This is a genomic window from Candidatus Salinivivens marinus, assembly GCF_965655845.1.
Taxonomy (GTDB): Bacteria; Pseudomonadota; Alphaproteobacteria; order Rhodobacterales; family Rhodobacteraceae; genus Salinivivens; species Salinivivens marinus.
On record NZ_CBFHHX010000001.1, the window covers coordinates 1 to 16838 of the forward strand.

Annotated in this window: 24 protein-coding genes and 3 tRNA genes; 11 read left to right on the forward strand and 16 right to left on the reverse strand. The window is 37.4% G+C overall.

The window, feature by feature from the left end; translation table 11 throughout:
• The 3 genes from ACTF5Q_RS00005 to ACTF5Q_RS00015 all read right to left on the reverse strand — a co-directional run.
• Positions 1-289: GFA family protein (locus tag ACTF5Q_RS00005; RefSeq protein ID WP_438952691.1), on the reverse strand; the 289-nt coding region annotated here is incomplete at its 3' end.
• 48 nt (positions 290-337) lie between these two features.
• Entirely contained in the window at positions 338-811 is a 474-nt protein-coding gene (locus ACTF5Q_RS00010) for a hypothetical protein (protein ID WP_438952692.1), read from the reverse strand.
• A 68-nt stretch (positions 812-879) separates the two neighbouring features.
• Positions 880-965 (reverse strand) — tRNA-Leu (locus tag ACTF5Q_RS00015).
• Positions 966-1065: 100 nt separating this feature from the next.
• Between ACTF5Q_RS00015 and ACTF5Q_RS00020 the strand changes: the two genes are divergently transcribed.
• Together ACTF5Q_RS00020 and ACTF5Q_RS00025 are read left to right on the forward strand one after the other, a co-directional pair.
• Entirely contained in the window at positions 1066-1644 is a 579-nt protein-coding gene (locus ACTF5Q_RS00020) for a YqaA family protein (RefSeq protein WP_438952693.1), read from the forward strand.
• A complete protein-coding gene (locus ACTF5Q_RS00025; protein ID WP_438952694.1) occupies positions 1641-2120 on the forward strand; it encodes a disulfide bond formation protein B in 480 nt (159 codons plus the stop codon). Before ACTF5Q_RS00020 ends, ACTF5Q_RS00025 begins: the two co-directional genes overlap by 4 nt.
• 18 nt (positions 2121-2138) lie before the next feature.
• Here ACTF5Q_RS00025 and purQ read toward each other — a convergent pair whose 3' ends face one another.
• Genes purQ through purC form a run of 3 tightly spaced genes read right to left on the reverse strand, consistent with a single transcriptional unit; the run spans position 2139 to position 3815 of the window.
• Positions 2139-2807: a phosphoribosylformylglycinamidine synthase subunit PurQ gene (gene purQ / locus ACTF5Q_RS00030; RefSeq protein ID WP_438952695.1), complete on the reverse strand. Its 669-nt coding sequence runs from the start codon at positions 2805-2807 to the stop codon at positions 2139-2141.
• Positions 2807-3046, reverse strand: coding sequence for a phosphoribosylformylglycinamidine synthase subunit PurS (gene purS / locus ACTF5Q_RS00035; protein WP_438952696.1), 240 nt, complete (start codon positions 3044-3046; stop codon positions 2807-2809). The genes purQ and purS overlap by 1 nt, the downstream gene beginning before the upstream one ends.
• A gap of 7 nt (positions 3047-3053) precedes the next feature.
• Positions 3054-3815: a phosphoribosylaminoimidazolesuccinocarboxamide synthase gene (gene purC / locus ACTF5Q_RS00040; RefSeq protein WP_438952697.1), complete on the reverse strand. Its 762-nt coding sequence runs from the start codon at positions 3813-3815 to the stop codon at positions 3054-3056.
• Positions 3816-4041: 226 nt separating this feature from the next.
• Between purC and bmt the strand changes: the two genes are divergently transcribed.
• The 3 genes from bmt (at position 4042) to ACTF5Q_RS00055 (ending at position 6649) form a co-directional block, all read left to right on the forward strand.
• Positions 4042-5070, forward strand: a complete 1029-nt coding sequence (gene bmt, locus ACTF5Q_RS00045; RefSeq protein ID WP_438952698.1) for a betaine--homocysteine S-methyltransferase — start codon at positions 4042-4044, stop codon at positions 5068-5070.
• 188 nt (positions 5071-5258) lie between these two features.
• Positions 5259-5954, forward strand: coding sequence for a corrinoid protein (locus ACTF5Q_RS00050; RefSeq protein ID WP_438952699.1), 696 nt, complete (start codon positions 5259-5261; stop codon positions 5952-5954).
• Between the two features lie 47 nt (positions 5955-6001).
• Positions 6002-6649 carry a DUF1638 domain-containing protein gene (locus ACTF5Q_RS00055; RefSeq protein WP_438952700.1) on the forward strand — a complete coding sequence of 216 codons (648 nt, stop codon included), beginning with the start codon at positions 6002-6004 and terminating at the stop codon, positions 6647-6649.
• On the opposite strand, the gene ACTF5Q_RS00060 is transcribed toward ACTF5Q_RS00055, so the two are convergent.
• Positions 6639-7058 (reverse strand): SufE family protein, encoded by a 420-nt coding sequence (locus tag ACTF5Q_RS00060; RefSeq protein WP_438952701.1) that lies wholly within the window; start codon positions 7056-7058, stop codon positions 6639-6641. The genes ACTF5Q_RS00055 and ACTF5Q_RS00060 overlap by 11 nt on opposite strands.
• A gap of 212 nt (positions 7059-7270) precedes the next feature.
• Here ACTF5Q_RS00060 and ACTF5Q_RS00065 point away from each other — a divergent pair, with 212 nt between their 5' ends.
• Positions 7271-7630 (forward strand): hypothetical protein, encoded by a 360-nt coding sequence (locus tag ACTF5Q_RS00065; RefSeq protein ID WP_438952702.1) that lies wholly within the window; start codon positions 7271-7273, stop codon positions 7628-7630.
• Position 7631: 1 nt separating this feature from the next.
• On the opposite strand, the gene rnd is transcribed toward ACTF5Q_RS00065, so the two are convergent.
• Genes rnd through purM form a run of 3 tightly spaced genes read right to left on the reverse strand, consistent with a single transcriptional unit; the run spans position 7632 to position 10429 of the window.
• Positions 7632-8789 carry a ribonuclease D gene (gene rnd / locus ACTF5Q_RS00070; protein ID WP_438952703.1) on the reverse strand — a complete coding sequence of 386 codons (1158 nt, stop codon included), beginning with the start codon at positions 8787-8789 and terminating at the stop codon, positions 7632-7634.
• 6 nt (positions 8790-8795) lie between these two features.
• Positions 8796-9386, reverse strand: a complete 591-nt coding sequence (gene purN / locus ACTF5Q_RS00075; protein WP_438952704.1) for a phosphoribosylglycinamide formyltransferase — start codon at positions 9384-9386, stop codon at positions 8796-8798.
• Complete coding sequence (purM, locus tag ACTF5Q_RS00080; RefSeq protein WP_438952705.1) at positions 9383-10429, reverse strand: phosphoribosylformylglycinamidine cyclo-ligase; 1047 nt, start codon at positions 10427-10429, stop codon at positions 9383-9385. The genes purN and purM overlap by 4 nt, the downstream gene beginning before the upstream one ends.
• 106 nt (positions 10430-10535) lie before the next feature.
• Here purM and ACTF5Q_RS00085 point away from each other — a divergent pair.
• A tRNA-Ile gene (locus ACTF5Q_RS00085) sits at positions 10536-10612 on the forward strand.
• Here the strand turns inward: ACTF5Q_RS00085 and ACTF5Q_RS00090 are convergent.
• Positions 10613-11908: an ATP-binding protein gene (locus ACTF5Q_RS00090; protein ID WP_438952706.1), complete on the reverse strand. Its 1296-nt coding sequence runs from the start codon at positions 11906-11908 to the stop codon at positions 10613-10615.
• Between the two features lie 131 nt (positions 11909-12039).
• Here ACTF5Q_RS00090 and ACTF5Q_RS00095 point away from each other — a divergent pair, with 131 nt between their 5' ends.
• Together ACTF5Q_RS00095 and ACTF5Q_RS00100 are read left to right on the forward strand one after the other, a co-directional pair.
• The gene (locus ACTF5Q_RS00095) at positions 12040-12888 is read left to right on the forward strand and encodes an MBL fold metallo-hydrolase (protein WP_438952707.1); all 849 of its coding nucleotides are present in this window, start codon (positions 12040-12042) and stop codon (positions 12886-12888) included.
• Positions 12889-12953: 65 nt separating this feature from the next.
• Positions 12954-13028, forward strand: a tRNA-Asn gene (locus ACTF5Q_RS00100).
• Positions 13029-13078: 50 nt separating this feature from the next.
• On the opposite strand, the gene ACTF5Q_RS00105 is transcribed toward ACTF5Q_RS00100, so the two are convergent.
• The 3 genes from ACTF5Q_RS00105 to ACTF5Q_RS00115 form a co-directional block, all read right to left on the reverse strand.
• Positions 13079-13633 carry a pyridoxamine 5'-phosphate oxidase gene (locus tag ACTF5Q_RS00105; protein ID WP_438952708.1) on the reverse strand — a complete coding sequence of 185 codons (555 nt, stop codon included), beginning with the start codon at positions 13631-13633 and terminating at the stop codon, positions 13079-13081.
• On the reverse strand, positions 13630-14004 hold the full coding sequence (locus ACTF5Q_RS00110) for a Crp/Fnr family transcriptional regulator (RefSeq protein ID WP_438952709.1): 375 nt from the start codon (positions 14002-14004) through the stop codon (positions 13630-13632). The genes ACTF5Q_RS00105 and ACTF5Q_RS00110 overlap by 4 nt, the downstream gene beginning before the upstream one ends.
• Positions 14005-14160: 156 nt before the next feature.
• Positions 14161-14346 (reverse strand): hypothetical protein, encoded by a 186-nt coding sequence (locus ACTF5Q_RS00115; RefSeq protein ID WP_438952710.1) that lies wholly within the window; start codon positions 14344-14346, stop codon positions 14161-14163.
• 187 nt (positions 14347-14533) lie between these two features.
• On the opposite strand from ACTF5Q_RS00115, the gene ACTF5Q_RS00120 reads away from it, so the two are divergent.
• Entirely contained in the window at positions 14534-14986 is a 453-nt protein-coding gene (locus ACTF5Q_RS00120; RefSeq protein WP_438952711.1) for a tRNA (cytidine(34)-2'-O)-methyltransferase, read from the forward strand.
• Between the two features lie 300 nt (positions 14987-15286).
• Here the strand turns inward: ACTF5Q_RS00120 and ACTF5Q_RS00125 are convergent, their stop codons facing one another.
• A complete protein-coding gene (locus ACTF5Q_RS00125) occupies positions 15287-15628 on the reverse strand; it encodes a 4a-hydroxytetrahydrobiopterin dehydratase (RefSeq protein ID WP_438952712.1) in 342 nt (113 codons plus the stop codon).
• Between the two features lie 71 nt (positions 15629-15699).
• Positions 15700-15828 carry a hypothetical protein gene (locus ACTF5Q_RS00130; RefSeq protein ID WP_438952713.1) on the reverse strand — a complete coding sequence of 43 codons (129 nt, stop codon included), beginning with the start codon at positions 15826-15828 and terminating at the stop codon, positions 15700-15702.
• A gap of 115 nt (positions 15829-15943) precedes the next feature.
• Here ACTF5Q_RS00130 and ACTF5Q_RS00135 point away from each other — a divergent pair, with 115 nt between their 5' ends.
• On the forward strand, positions 15944-16492 hold the full coding sequence (locus ACTF5Q_RS00135; protein ID WP_438952714.1) for a thioredoxin family protein: 549 nt from the start codon (positions 15944-15946) through the stop codon (positions 16490-16492).
• Positions 16493-16838: the final 346 nt, after the last annotated feature.

The window sequence follows — 16838 nt, forward strand, 5'->3', positions numbered from 1 at the left end:
CTAAGTTTACTACATATTGAGTTGGTGTGTTACGGGCTTGGTGGTGTGTATGAATCCCGCAAATTGAACAGAACCAATGTTTAGAAGTATGAGTATGAAAAGTATATTCCTTCAGTTCATTTTTACCTCTGATTACCTCTAAATTCTTAAGGTCAACACAGGCAAAGACAGCATACTTTCTACTACACATCGAACAAGAACATCTTTGAACATGTTCAATTCCATTTGGAAGTTTCAGGTTTATCTCGACAGCACCACAATGGCAGGTCAATAACGCAGAATTTTCCATATTTTCCTCGCTATCCAAAATCAGAATAAACAATTCATTTATTTATTCTCACCAGTCAACCTCTACCGCGCCTGATAAGCTCCCTAGCCTTCTTCTGATTGTAGCCGTCTTATTTCCTTTTCTTCCTAAATAGGAGACGAGTAGCTTTGCATCTTCTCTTGTGTAGTCCTCTATTCTTTTGTTGCCCACTAAAGAAACTAGAGTGCTAGCGGCAATATGACTCACTTTTTTGTTAATATCTTTTATTTCTATGTAGTCATTGAGCACTTCTAGAAGTGTATACGACTTTTTCTGATAGCTAGATATTGTCTCAACAATATTAATTGGCATGATATGTTGATTATTAGACCAGTTACTTTCTAGTAATGAGGTTAGGCGAACAGCTATTTTGGCAGCTAAATCTGGGCATTTACCCAGAGAGTACCTAAGGAATTTACCATACTGTTTTTCTGCATGTTTCGGTACTCTACGGTTGTAATAATAGGTTGCATTCCGACAGATTGTGTACTGAATGTGTGACACTAAACGATCCTCCAACAATTAACTTCCTAGTAAAATCAATTTATAACACGATGCATTTAATGCGATAATGGTGCCCAAGGAGAGACTCGAACTCTCACGATGTTACCATCGGGGGATTTTGAATCCCCTGCGTCTACCATTCCGCCACTTGGGCACAGTTGCTGTCTAATATTAGAATTGAAAAACGTCCAGAGGTAAAGTGTGCTTGACGTTAAATGCATTAAATGATTGATCAGCCTAAACTTAGGAAACCAATGATTAAACGACTCTACAATAAAACAATGGCACTTGCGGCTCACCCGCAAGCAATATACTTTTTAGCTCTAATCTCGTTTATTGAAGCATCGTTTTTCCCTATTCCACCAGATGTAATGCTTATTCCAATGGTTTTAATGAAACCGTCCCGGGCTTGGTTCTTTGCTTTAATAGCAACTGTATTTTCGGTTCTAGGAGGAGTTTTTGGCTATATAATTGGCGCTTTTTCCTATGAGCAATTCGCACAACCTATTCTTTATACACTTGGCAAAGAAGCGGAAATGGCAAATTTCTCGCAAAAATACAACCAGGTTGGTTTATGGGCAGTTATTACCGCTGGTATTTCACCCATACCATTTAAAGTAATTACCATAATGTCAGGTGCTACCAACCTAAATTTCGTGGTTTTTGTGGTTGCATCACTAGTTTCTCGAGGAATTCGATTTTTTATAGTCGCAGGACTCTTGAATTTCTATGGACACGAAATAAAAATTTTTATTGAGAGATATCTTAACTGGGTTTTCTTGCTTTTTGTCATATTACTTATATTTGGATTTATAGGGTTGAAATTAATATGAACCAAAAAAGATTAACTTTTATAGCAATCTTAGGGTCAGCTTTATTACTTCTTGGAGCTCTAGGTTTTCAATACCTAGGAGGTTTACCTCCATGTAAGCTATGCTATTGGCAACGCTATCCTCATGTTCTCGCTATAATTTTTGGTATCATCTATTCTTACACCTCAATAGGGACAATAGTATTTATTCCTGCTGTGGCTGCATTTTCAAGCGCAGGAGTTGGAGCATATCACTTCGGAATAGAACAAGAATTTTGGCCAGGCCCAAATACATGTTCATCTGGTAGTATAAACAGCATGTCTACAGACGCTTTGATCGAACAGATCATGTCAGCGCCACTAACAAAATGTGATGAGGTTTTATGGTCATTCCTCAATATTTCTATGGCAGGATGGAACACAATATTTTCAGCTTTTCTTGGACTATTATGGATAAGTTTATTCTTCATATTCCGCCAAAAACAATCTGCCGACTGAAATTTAAAGCTTTACAAATCAAGCAGTTGATACTGACTCAACCAAACCTTTAAAAAAAACTACTCCATCTAAATTCCCGTGAGCTTTTTCCGAAGCCCTTTCAGGGTGCGGCATCATACCTAAAACTCTTCTATTACTGGATAAAATTCCTGCTATATTCTCAATTGAGCCGTTGGGATTATCACAATAAGTAAAAGCAATTAGATCCTGATCTCTCATAGTCTCGATATCAGACACATCAGCATTATAATTTCCATCGTGATGAGCAATCGGAAGTCTGATAACATTCGAAGGATTATATTTATTTGTGAAGATACTGTTGGCCGTTTCGACATTAAGATCCACAGTTTTACAAATATATTTCAAGCCAGAATTGCGCAAAAGCGCTCCCGGCAAAAGTCCAGTTTCAGTAAGAATTTGAAAACCATTGCATATCCCAACTATATATCCGCCACGTTCAGCATGAGAAATTATAGATTTACATATCGGAGAATTAGCGGCAATTGCCCCAACCCTTAGGTAATCACCAAAAGAGAACCCTCCTGGTATTGCAACAAGATCTATCTCTTTTTCAAGTTCAGAGTCTTTATGCCAGATTTTTGATACTTCAAAACCAACCATTTCTAAAGCAACCGCAAGGTCTCTATCACAGTTAGAGCCCGGGAAAACTATAACAGCTGCTTTCATTATAGGATCTCGATTTCAAAATTTTCAATTACTGTATTAGCTAATAATTTGTTGCACATTTTATCCAACTCAGACCGAACTTGACCTTTATCAGATCCATCGACTTCAAGTTCTATTACCTTACCTTGCCGGACCCCAGTTACATTCTCAAAGCCTATATTATTAAGCGCATGCCTAATTGCCTCACCTTGTGGATCAAGGACGCCATTTTTTAACATTATTTTTATGCAAGCTTTCATTTTGTACCTACTTGACCAGTCTGGGCTCAGCCACTTTCGAATTTGCGGGCTGGATCACCCCTAATCTCATTGCCACCTCTGAGTACGCGTCGGTTAAATTTCCCAAATCTCTCCGAAATACATCTTTATCTAACTTTTCTCCTGAATTTATATCCCACAATCTGCAGCTATCAGGACTAATCTCATCGGCAATGACCAATCTCTGAAAATCTGACTCAAAAATTCTGCCTATTTCAATTTTGAAATCTACCAGTCTTATACCTACTCCGTAAAATATTCCGGACATAAAATCATTTACTCGCAATGCTAAGCTAAGAATTTCGTCCATTTCTTGATGAGAGGCCCAGCCAAAAGCAGCTATGTGCTCCTCTGAAACTAATGGGTCCCCTAAACTATCATCCTTATAACAGTATTCCACCAACGGTCGAGATAACTGCCTCCCCTCGTCTAAGCCAAGCCTTTCGCACAGAGTACCGGCAGCAAAATTTCTAACTATAACTTCTAACGGAATAATTTCACATGATGAAATTAATTGTTCTCGCATGTTAAGACGTTTTAGAAAATGTGTGGGTATTCCGATATTATTAAGCCCCACCATGAAAAATTCGCTGAGACGATTGTTTAAGACGCCTTTTCCTTCGATTATTTCTTTCTTCTTTGCATTAAATGCTGTCGCATCGTCCTTGAAATACTGCACCAAAGTACCTGGCTCAGGCCCCTCATAAAGAATTTTTGCTTTACCCTCGTATACTTTAGTACGTCTGGCCATTTATAAACTTTCATAAAAGAATGGAGCGCTCGCCACGCTCATACTAAAAGAAATGTATTTCGGCAACCAGTTCAGAAAGTAAAATTTTGCATAATTGAATTTATTGCATAAGTTTTAGGCGAATTTTTTCTTAAAGTATTATTAAAATATTTCATTATTTACGTGAAAATTATGAACTTTATTTATTTTTTTATTTGAATTAAACCGCTAGAAAAAGGGTAAAACAATGCCATCAAGCTTCACGGAAGCGCTCGGACAAAGGGACTGGTTACTGGCGGATGGTGCAATCGGAACTAATCTATTTCAGATGGGCCTGAGTAACGGAGATGCACCAGAAATATGGAACGAAACCGAACCACAAAAAATTAAAAATCTACATAGAATGTTTGGAGATGCTGGGAGTGAACTGTTTTTGACAAATAGTTTTGGCGCCAACCGGGCAAGACTTAAATTACATAAATTAGAAAAAAAATCTTACAAACTCTCACAAATTTCTGCTGCACTAGCGAAAGAAGTTGCAAGCGAATTCAAAAATAAAATATTTGTAGCCGGATCAATTGGCCCGACTGGTGAAATACTTTCTCCTATCGGCGATTTAAAATTTGATACAGCGGTAGAGTTTTTTCATGAACAGGCCGAAGGTCTCAAAGCTGGAGGCGCTGATATTATATGGGTAGAAACAATTTCAGCAGCTGAGGAGTTTTACGCTGCAGCTAAAGCGATTGAGTTAATCGATCTACCTTGGTGCGGGACTATGAGCTTTGACACTGCGGGCAGAACCATGATGGGTATATCTCCGCAAGAATTTGTAAAAATTATAAAAGATCTTGAGAATCCTCCAATAGCTTTTGGCGCTAACTGCGGCACCGGAGCCTCAGATATAATTAAAACTTTACAAGGCTTTACAAAGGAAGATTTCAACATCCCACTTATCCTAAAAGGAAACGCTGGTGTTCCAAGATTTGAGAATGGTGAATTTTTATATGATGGAACTCCAGAGGTAATGGCTCAATATGCTCTTCTTGCGCGCGATAGTGGTGCAAAAATAATTGGGGGTTGTTGTGGTACCGCGTATGAGCACATTCGCGCGATGAAATTAGCACTGGAGACTACTCCTTTGGGCAATCCACCAACGGATGATTTAATTGTTTCTAAACTTGGAAAATTCTCGGAGAATCTGAACGCAGCTATAGGTAAAAATACTGATAGAGCATTATCAGGGCGATCGAGACGAAAAAGACGCTCTACCTCATGATATATGCAAAATTACGAATTTTTTTATTTAATTCATAATGAAACAAGAAAGTATAGAATATTGTCGTAAAAATAGTCGGCTTTGAAGTAATCGATGTCGTAAATTGGAAAGTTCAAACGCAGTAAAGAATAGAAAGGTTTAAGTTAAGTATATATTGCCAATCTTTTATGCAACTTAAGGGAATAGGTATGGAAGAAGAAGATATCATTCTAGCTGATTTGGACGATGAGGAACTGGTCCAGCAAATGTTTGATGACCTTTATGACGGTCTCAAAGAAGAGATCGAAGAAGGGGTAAATATTCTTCTCGAACGCAAATGGGAACCATATCGAGTTCTTACTGAGGCTCTTGTCGGCGGAATGACGATTGTAGGCCAAGATTTTAGAGATGGAATATTATTTGTTCCTGAAGTTTTGCTAGCGGCTAATGCTATGAAAGCTGGAATGACTATACTTAAACCTTTGCTCGCAGAAACCGGAGCTCCTAGAGTCGGTAAAATGGTAATAGGAACTGTGAAGGGTGATATTCACGATATTGGCAAAAACTTAGTCTCAATGATGATGGAAGGCGCTGGCTTTGAAGTCGTCGACTTAGGTATTAATAACCCAGTAGAGAATTATTTGGATGCTTTGGAACAAGAATCTCCTGACATTTTGGGTATGTCAGCTCTCCTAACCACTACTATGCCCTATATGAAAGTAGTTATTGATACAATGGTAGAGCAAGGCATTAGAGAGGATTATATTGTACTGGTTGGCGGAGCTCCATTGAACGAGGAATTCGGAAAGGCTATTGGAGCAGATGCGTACTGCCGAGACGCCGCTGTTGCAGTTGAAACTGCAAAAGAGTTTGTTGCTCGAAAGCATAATCAGCTTTCAGCTTAAAGTTAAGTTTCAGTTAAGCAGTCATTCTGAGCAATATTGGAAGTATTATGGACCTATTGGATGATGATGGCCTCACAAATGGTACTCTAACTTTAAGCAACTCCAGGGATGCCACTCTTGTAGTGGCATGCGGCGCTATAGCAAGAGAGATACTTGCGATTAATGAAATCCTCAGCTGGGATAACATTTCCATTAAATGCCTACCTGCTATATATCATAATCACCCAGAAAAAATCACGCCAGCAGTCATTGACGCGGTAAAAAATAATAAACAAAAATATCAAAAAATCTATGTTGCATACGCTGATTGTGGAACCGGAGGTATGCTTGAGAAAGCTTGTAAAGATCTTGGCGTCGAAATGATTCAAGGTCCTCATTGCTATTCTTTTTTTGAGGGCAATATCAGCTTTGCAAAAAGATTGAATCCAACTGCCTTCTTCCTAACTGATTTTTTAGCGCGGCAATTTGATGCTTTTGTTTGGAGACCATTGGGTTTGGAAAAACATCCCGAACTTATTGATGCTTATTTTGGGAATTACACAAAATTAGTATACTTAGCACAAACGAATGATGAAGTTCTTAAGAAAAAGGCAACGGAGTGTGCAAGGAAGTTAAATCTTGAATTTGAATATAAACTCACAGGATACGGTGACCTAAAAAATACGATTATAAAATGGAAAGGAGCTATTGATTAATTACTTCTGCCTCAGCTATTTTTTTAATTCGATCCACCATTGCATTCAAACCATTTGATCTTTGCGAAGATAAATGTTCGGTTAGACCCAATTTTCCCAATTCGGTTACTGCATCGACATTTACGACGGTTGTTACTGGAAGCCCATTATACAGCGTTTTTAGCAATGCAATTAGACCGCGTACTATGATGGCATCACTGTCGCCATCAAAGTAAAATATATCGCTGTCAATAGTTGGGTGCATCCAAACTTGGCTAGCGCATCCATGAACTTTTGTGGCGTCAACTTTTAAAGCATCGTCGAGCGAAGGCATGGTTTTACCTTTCTCAATAATGTAACGATATCGATCTTCCCAATCGTCTATAAATTCAAAATCCTCGACAATTGCCTTAAACTCTGCTGTCGACATATTTACCCCTTTTTGGCTTTACAATTCTTTGTTTTGCAATTGTTAGATTTCCAGTAATGATCTATATTTAGATAAAATATTACTAATTTCAAAATTGCAATTATTTCACGATGCCCGTTTATAAACTATATCTCTTGACGTTACTTTTTTGTGCCGGCTGCACATCTGCCCCTAATATCTTTGACTTATCACCAAAAGAAGAAGCTAATCATATGGATATTAATCCACTTATCCCAAAAGAAAATATAATAACAAGGACAAATCCTAAAAAGTACACAGGAGAATTAATTGAAAAAGTAACATATGCTGAGCTAACAATTACACAAGCTTATGACTTCATATTATTGGCTTCTGGAGTAATAGAAAGTGCTGTGGCTTATGATCCACGCCTAATTCCAGTTACAACTGAAGAGCCTAATACATTAAAATATTCATTTAAAGCACGCTACGTTAGTAAGAAAAATGAAAATAGGACTATTACCACTGCGATTACCCTGGGCACCAAAAAACTAGAGAACATTGACAAAATATTAATCGAAAGCAAAAACACAATTTTTGAGTTAAAGCTTTAAGCTAAATTTTAAAAGTAGTAATACTTTTACCTTCCAAAATCAAACCAACCTTACCATCGCATAATTCGATAGCTTCTCTGCCAAAAATTTTATGTCTCCAACCCGACAAAGCAGGTACTGTTCTGTCACCGGATGCTAAGCTGTCCAAATCAGAACTATTAGCTATCAATTTTGATGCAACTCCAAGCTCTTCCGATTTTGCCTTCAATAAAACACGTAACATATCAGCTAATGCAGAATTACCGTTTATGGGTTTTTGACCTCTGTTAACGTTATTAAGTTGCTCATCTTTTAGTTCCTCTGCGGTTTTTATGGCTTCCAAAATACCAGAAGCAATTCTGCCCTTACGGGCATCGCGCAACAATAATCTACTGCGACCCAACTCATCTAAAGATTTTGGTTTCAAAGAGGCTAACTCGATTAAAACATCATCCTTGAATACACGACTTCTAGGAATATTAGCTCGTTGCGCATAGAGTTCTCTGAATTCAGCCAAACTAGCCACAATTCCTAAAAACTTACTCGAATTTGAGCGGGTCTTAATCCTTTTCCAAGCTTCATTTGGACGCGTAATATAAGTTTCAGGGTTTTCGAGTATGTTTAATTCTTCTTGGACCCATGACCCTCTTTCATTAGTGTTCAATTGGCCTTTAAGATATTCGTAAATGTTACGTAAATGAGTTACGTCCGCTAAAGCATAGCTCTGCTGGTTAGCACTTAGGGGTCTCAAAGACCAATCTGTAAATCTCGATGACTTATCCAAATTAACCTTGCAAATTGAGCGAACCAAAGTTTCATAACCAACTTGCTCGCCAAATCCACACACCATAGCAGCAAGTTGTGTATCAAAAAGTGGCTTTGGAATTATATTCCTGTTGTGAAAAAAAATCTCAAGATCCTGGCGAGCTGCGTGAAATACTTTTACAATTTTTGTATTCAAAAATAGCTCATAAAGTGGTGATAAATCTAGATTGCCTGCTAACGGATCTATTAGAACAGCACTATTCTTGTGATCACTCGGAATTGCTAATTGGATCAAGCATAATTTTGGGTAATATGTTCTCTCCCGTAAGAATTCGGTATCTACGGTTATATAATCGAATTTACAAGCAAACGTGCAAAACTTTGATAACTCAGATGTAGTTTTTATTATATCCATTTTATCTCACATAGTGACCAGGACAGATCTTCCAAGACAAAATTGCTCTAGGGCCCTTGGATACAAAAGATGTTCTTTTTCCAGAACTCTTAATCGAATAGATTCAACAGTATCATGAGGTAATACTGGTACGGTTGCCTGCCCTAGAATTCGACCACAATCCAGCTCAGGGGTTACTTCATGCACAGTACATCCAGTCAATTTCTCACCATTCTCCAATACTCTTTTGTGTGTATTCAAACCTTTATATTTAGGTAACAATGAAGGGTGAATATTTAATATTTTTCCCTTCCAAATATCTACAAAATTGCTTGATAAAACTCGCATGAATCCGGCCAAACAAATTAATTCAATTTTATAATTTTTTAATTCTCTTTGAATCTCTGCCTCAAAATCCAAATCAAAGCCACTAGCCTTTTTAGGTTCGATACAAACTGTAGGAATATTAAACTTCCTAGCTTTTGACAGGCCACTCGCACAAGATTTATTTGACAAAACAAGACTTGGCCAAGCATAGTTTCGTCTGTACATACTATTCACTAAAGAGACCATATTTGAGCCAGACCCAGATATAAAAATAGCGACTTTTTTCGTCACAAAAGTTCTCCGGAAAATGATACTTCACCCGTGTTATTGACAATGCCAATCTCAAAGACTTGATCATAAAAACTGTCAAGCATTTGTTTGACCAAATCCTTACTTGCAGACGGAATGATAAGCACCATCCCAATACCGCAGTTGAAAGTTTTTAACATTTCCACAGGATCAACTGACCCAGCATTTGCTAACCAATTGAAAACCGGGGGTAAAGTCCAACTTTCAAGATTTATTTCTAAACCCAGCCCCGGTTCAAGAATGCGTATGATGTTTTCAGTCAATCCACCACCCGTAATGTGAGCCAAACCAAGTATCTGCCCTGTCTCAATGACTTTTAGACAAGGTTTAGCATATATTTCAGTGGGAGTTAAAAGCTCTAACCCCAAGGAGTTATCAGAAAATGGACTCGGCGACTTGTAATTCAGTCCAGAAATCTCAACTATCTTTCTAACAAGAGAAAAACCATTTGAATGGATACCGCTAGAAGGTAATCCAATTACCAAATCACCACTTTTTATGGGTTTTGGAAGATGGAAGCCTCTTTCAAAAGCGCCCACCGCAAATCCTGCAAGATCAAAATCTGCGCTCTTGTACATACCAGGCATTTCAGCTGTCTCACCACCAATTAATGCGCAATTAGACATTGAGCACCCTTCAGCAATACCGCTAATCACTTTTGTAGCTTTTTCTAAATCAAGATTACCAGTTGCAAAATAGTCCAAAAAAAATAATGGCTCTGCACCCTGGCAAATTAGATCGTTAACACACATCGCCACCAAATCTATTCCGATAGTATCTAATATTTCTAATTCAATAGCTATCCTCAGCTTTGTTCCAACTCCATCAGTTGCAGAAACTAATATTGGATCTATGAAACCAGCATCTTTTAGGTCAAATAAAGCACCAAATCCACCTAAACCAGAAATAACGCCAGCCCTCGATGTTTTTCTGACAGCAGGTTTAATATTATCGATAAGTTTATTTCCAGCATCGATGTCTACACCCGACTGAGCATAAGTTAAACCACTAATTTTTGATTTCATAGGTGACACCCTTATTGCACTCTTACGGGGCATAAATGCAAACAGGCAAAACTTCAACGCGAAACACTTGACGTCCGCTTCATTTATGATAGCACACCACTATGGAGGGCCTGTAGCTCAGTTGGTTAGAGCAGAGCGCTCATAACGCTTTGGTCGCAGGTTCGAGTCCTGCCGGGCCTACCATTAAGATAATTGCTTCTTTGCGGCTATTTTGAACTCCGCCCTCAACCCTCCATATTTATCTGATTTAAGCAGCCTCAAGCTTCCGCCGTGTGCCTGGGCAATATCAGAAGCAATGGGCAAACCAAGACCAACTCCCATACCTTTATCCTGATTTCTAGCAGGATCTAAGCGACTAAACGGTTTCAGGGCTTCAGGACGCATTTCCTCTGGAATTCCCGGTCCATCATCCTCCACGATAAAATTTATATGCTCATTGTCTACAGTAACCCTCAAATTCGCCAGCGTTCCATAACGAAGTGCATTACCAATTATATTATCCAAGGCCCGCCTTATTAATGATGGCCGCATTAAATAAGATCCAGTCGTTATATTATTAGCAACATGTAGTTTAGCATTAGATCTCTGATAATCAGCTTTTAGACTATCTAGTATACTTGAAACCGTTAAAAGCTCAAAATTTGATTTTTCGTTATCTTGCGCTTTAGCAAAAGTTAAAAATTCATCCAACATTAATCTCATCTCCTCCAAGTCACGCTCTAGAGGCTCTTTGTCATCGCTATCCAGTAGAGAGATGCCAAGCTTTAATCTAGTTAAAGGCGTTCGAAGGTCATGGCTTACACCTGATAAGATCATTGTTCTCTGTTCAATATGTCTTTCAATTCTATTGCGCATTTCCAAAAAAGCGTTTCCAGCTGCCTTTACCTCAATTGCTCCTGATGCGGTATATGGGACCGTCTGACCTCGACCAAAGGCTTCTGCCGCTGTGGCCAAGCGAGTTATTGGTCTTAATTGATTTCTTAAATACATGAAGGCAATTAATGTAAAAAATGCACCAAAAACGACCATATTTACAATTAATTGATGCGGATTTGATGCTGAAACGCGAGCTCGGTCAAACTTTAGCTGAAAGATCATATCCGTTAACCTTAAAGTAACGGTCACATAATCATCATCGAGTAAATCTACATTCTGAACCCATTTTAGTTTGTACAACTCTCTAATGACAACTATGCCTGATACATCATAAAAACGTTTGCTATTTGAACCGATAGAATTATCTAACTCAACAGGCAAAAGTTTCATGTTCAAACCCTCGCTTAGCTCAATAGCGGCATCAATTTCGGCCGCCTCAACTTTAGTTGCTATTAGCTTAATTTGAGATGCTACAGTTCCCGTCATTTGCTCTGTAACACCTTCGAAATGTCTTTTCATAATAACCACAGAAACAATCAACTGCAGAAATATTACAGGAAAAAGCAGTATGAATGCTGCTCTCCAGTAAAGCCTCTTAGGCATATATTGTTTGATCCACGTGAACATCAATTCTATGTTTAGCTTATTCTTCTTGATTAAGGAATTTAATATTCATGCAGGGATCATTGGGAAGCAGTGTAAATTCAAGCGCCGTAAAATTACAGGATGGACTAATGCGACTTACAGCGCCAAACCCATCCGCAATGACAAGCACAGGAACAAACACTTATATTTTGGGCAGAAAAGAACTGCTAATTATAGATCCGGGGCCAAATTCTGAAGTACACCTGCGCAACATAATGGAAGTTATTCCTGATAATACGAAAGTTACTCATATTTTAATAACCCACTCTCATTTGGATCATAGTGGTCTTGCACCTAAACTATCAAAAATTTTAAACGCACCAACATTGGCGTTTGGAACCGCATTAGATGGTCTCTCTAACGATATGAAAAAGATATGTGAAATGGGCTTGGCCTCCGAAACATTTGGAATTGATACTGACTTTGTCCCAGATCACTTTTTGGAAGACAAAGAAAAAATAAGTTCACGTGAGTGGGAAATAGTAGCGCATCATACGCCCGGCCATCTCTCCAATCATATTTGCTATCAATATTTGGATAAGTTATTCACGGGAGACCATATCATGGAATGGTCCACATCTGTTATTTCTCCGCCAGAAGGAGATGTTTCACAATTTATAAATTCGTGTGAAAAAATATATAATCTTCATTGTGAAACGTTTTATCCAGGCCACGGAATTCCTGTAGAAAACCCCAGAGAACGTATTGTTGAGTTAATAGAGCATAGAAAAAAAAGAGAAATCGAAATTCTCAATTTTCTCAAATATAGGGATGCAACTATTTCTCAAATTACAAGAAATATATATATAAACATTGATCAAAATTTACTCAGCGTCGCATCAAGAAATGTTAAAGCTCATTTAGTTGATTTAATTATAAAAAAACAAGTGACGGTTGATGACATATCATCCGATACAGCAATGTATTCATTACTTTAAAATTTTAAAAAAAAATTTCTTACCACTAGACTAGTTAATTAGCTGTTGCTATACGCAGGGAGTGTTCCGGCGTAGCTCAGCGGTAGAGCAGTTGACTGTTAATCAATTGGTCGTTGGTTCGATCCCAACCGCCGGAGCCAAATAAAACCCCTAAGTATCAATTACTTGAGGGTTTTTTTATTGTGAAAATTTATGGGGCTACCCATACGGACGCCAAACGTTCACCTATTTTATAAACAGCTCTCTGATGAATATCTCCCAAGTACAAAAGATCGAGTTCTTTTATATTACATCTTAAAATCGCAAAGCAATCTTGCCGAGGATTTTTTTTGTACTCAAATGGACCTTTTATTTCAGTGCCTGGTCGAGGAACAGATCCATAAGACACTCGAGATTGCATTGGTATTCTGCTCCATTCGGCTTCAACTTCGGAGCCTGTCAGTATATCAACAATTACTGAAGCCCTTATCTGAAACTTAGCTTTTGGGATCCAAAAATGCAGACCAGCAAAATTACTTTTCTTAAGTGAAAATACCTTATTGGTTTTGAGATCCGTATGAATTTCCAAACAATTCGACACTCGGTCAGCCCTTCTTAGAACGACGGTTCTCATAGTGGGAAAACCTTCTTCTGAAATTGTAGAGAAGGTAGGATTTCTAGATGCAAATTTTGCATCAACAACGCCTCGCGTCAAAAGCAACCAAGCTTGATCTAAAAATTCGCTCAGATCAGAAAATTGATTCATTTAGATTTCTTAGTTTTTTGTGAAAGAGCATCAATTTTTTGATTGGCTGTAATCAATCTAGTTTCTAACTTTCTAACCAGTGCTGAAAGAAATACATCCTTTTGAAGTCTTTTTCTGAGATTTGCGGAACTGATTACTTTTGCTGACAAGCCTGTAGGCCCCGCCACAACACTCACGGTTCGGTCAGATTTCAAAACCAAAGAAGCTTCGCCAAATAACTCATTCGGGCCGAATGAATTCAATTTTACTCCGTCTGCACTGATTATTTCTGCTGATCCATCAAGAACCAAGTATGCAGAGACCGATTTATCACCTGCTTTGTAAACAATTTCGTTTGGATCCCATATATTAATATCTTTTTTTGATTTCATAAGATTAGGATCCGCTTCTATATAATTTTGTACGACAGAGATTTAACACAAAGACAATCATAGTGATATGTTCAAGTTTAGAAATATAAAATTATTGTATCTACTTTAATTCTATCAGTTTTTAATCCGTGCTATTAAATACCAAATTAGTTAACTTTAAGTGGCATTTTCCCAGGCAGCTAACAGATCGTCATAAGAAATCTCATCAATATCCCCATTCTTTTCTTGTATAAGTTTACTAAGTTCCTCCTCTAGTGCTTCGACCTGCGTATCAGAAAGATTATTTAATGCTGATTGACTCATTATATTAGAAAGTTTTTCGTATAGTTTGTGACTAAGCATTTCGCCCTCCACTCAGACGTTTAACTGATAAGAAGGAATTTACGAGCCATTCTGAGTCATTATACTCAAATTTGGCGCGACTCTAAGTAAAAGCGTCTGATCTTTACGATTTCTAGTTACTTGTTGAGTATACCAATTTATTCAACGAAATTCAAATCTTGAGATTAAATTTAATGGATCAAATCAAATGAAAATAGTGTTAGTCAAACCGGAAATACCACACAACACTGGCGCTATTGGAAGAACTTGTGTGGCTCTTGATTTGGAACTGATATTAATCAAACCACTTGGATTTTCTATTGATGATACCAGTGTCGCACGTGCAGGCACACGATACTGGAAATATGTAAATATAAGTCAATATGAAGATTGGAACGACTTCATAAACACAAGAAAACCATCTAAAGAAGATATATTTTTATTCGAGGAGATAGGGCGGACTAGCTTTTATGATGCACCATATACAAAGAATTCGTATTTAATCTTTGGTTCTGAATCGACAGGTTTACCGCAAGACATACTAGCAGAAACGCCAGATCGCATCTTTGCCTTGCCCATGAAAAATTCAAAGGTAAAATCACTAAATTTATCAAATGCTGCTACCGCTGCTGTATATCAAGCATTGAAACTTCATTGGTAATAAAAATCTAACATATTAAATATTCAAATTATATGTGCTTTTAATTAAATGTAACAATACTGTAACACCATCTTAGGTTTCACAAATAAATTTACATTTTTACTAGAAATAAGTGCTAGTCTTTCATTTAATCTTGGTAGAGGCAGATCGGACTAATGAGCGTCCTGATATCAGGGAACCAACATTTTATCTTAGGTCTCAGTTTTTAGGTGACACCAACTTACAGGCTAGGTGTCACCTTCTTCTTTTTTGAAAGAAAATTAGCGCAAAACTTTTATAAAATTATTTGATTAACAAATATCAAATCGACGAATAACCAACATCGCACCTGGCGGCTAAAATAAGATCATTTAAATGAATTTTTTTTATCTTATGGCTCCACCAGTATACTTTTACACTTCCCCATTCGGTTATAATTCTAGGATGATGACCTTCCTCTTCAGCAATTTCACCGACTTTATTAGTAAATATAAGTGCTTTCTCAAAATCTGAGAAATTATATTTACGGAATAATTGCGTCACACCACTTTCATTTATCAAAGACCAATCTGTACTCGAAATAAATTGCTGTATTTCCTCTTCACTTGCAGGATCAGCATCTGCTTGACAAGCAATGCAGACTTTTTCGTGAATTCCAGACAAAACTAAACTCCGGTACTTAATTTCAATTAGGAAATAGAATAAAACTCAAAAATATAAAAAGGCTACAACTGTTACAGCCCAACTGCATCAGCCACAGAACTCATAACATTACCTGCCGCACCACCAACTCCGTTCGCAACATCCGTAATTTGTGAACAGCTTGCCAAAAATAAAACGGAAATAATGACAACTTTTTTCATTTACTAGGTCCTCTCAGAAAATTAGAATAGTTGATATAAAAATTGCACAAATAATTAAAATAAGTCTACATTAAAATTAGTTGATGGTAAATAATTTTCATTAAAGGATATATTAATGCCGGCACTCAGCACTCCAGTTTGTGAGTTTGGTTGGAAAGCTCAAAACTTCTCTCTCCAATCAACAAGAAATGAAATAATTGAGCTTAATAAAGCGCGTGGTCAAAATGGCACTTTAATTATGTTTATATGTAATCACTGCCCTTATGTCGTGAGCGCACTTGATGAAATAATATATGAGGCTAAAGAGTTAATTAAAAATGATATAGCTGTTATAGCAATCTCATCGAATGATGTATCCACTCACCCCGAAGACAGCTTTGAAAATATGAAGGCTCTTTCTGCTGATAAAAAATTATCATTTCCTTACTTGTACGATGAAACACAAGAAGTAGCCAAAGCTTACGACGCTGCCTGCACACCTGATTTTTTTGGATTTAATTCTGAATTGAGTCTTCAATATAGAGGACGTTTGAACAATAAAAGAGAACGCCCAACCGAAATAAGACGAGAACTTTATTCTGCTATGATCGAAATAGCTAAAAGTGGCAAAGGACCACTAGAACAAATACCATCTATGGGCTGTTCAATAAAATGGAAATCATAGACTTAAGGAGCCTATAGCCGACAGGAAGGTACTTCAACGAGCTGACATTAAGTCTTTCAGCGCACAATAAAAGTTTTCTAAAAATCTTCCAATTTTTGTATTTCTTTTATTTCTAATATGGCGAACGTATAAAACGCCGCTCTGAGCTAAGTTTGGATACATTTTACTGCCTCAATTATTTTTTAAATAGTATAACAATTTTCTAAGGCTACTCCAAAACCTATTATACTGATCAGCAACTAGTGTGATAATTTTGACTCTACACGAAGAATAGGAGGTGGATGAAAGTGGCTAAAAACTTATTATACACAAATTAAGCACATTTATTGAGAATGTTCTGTATGTT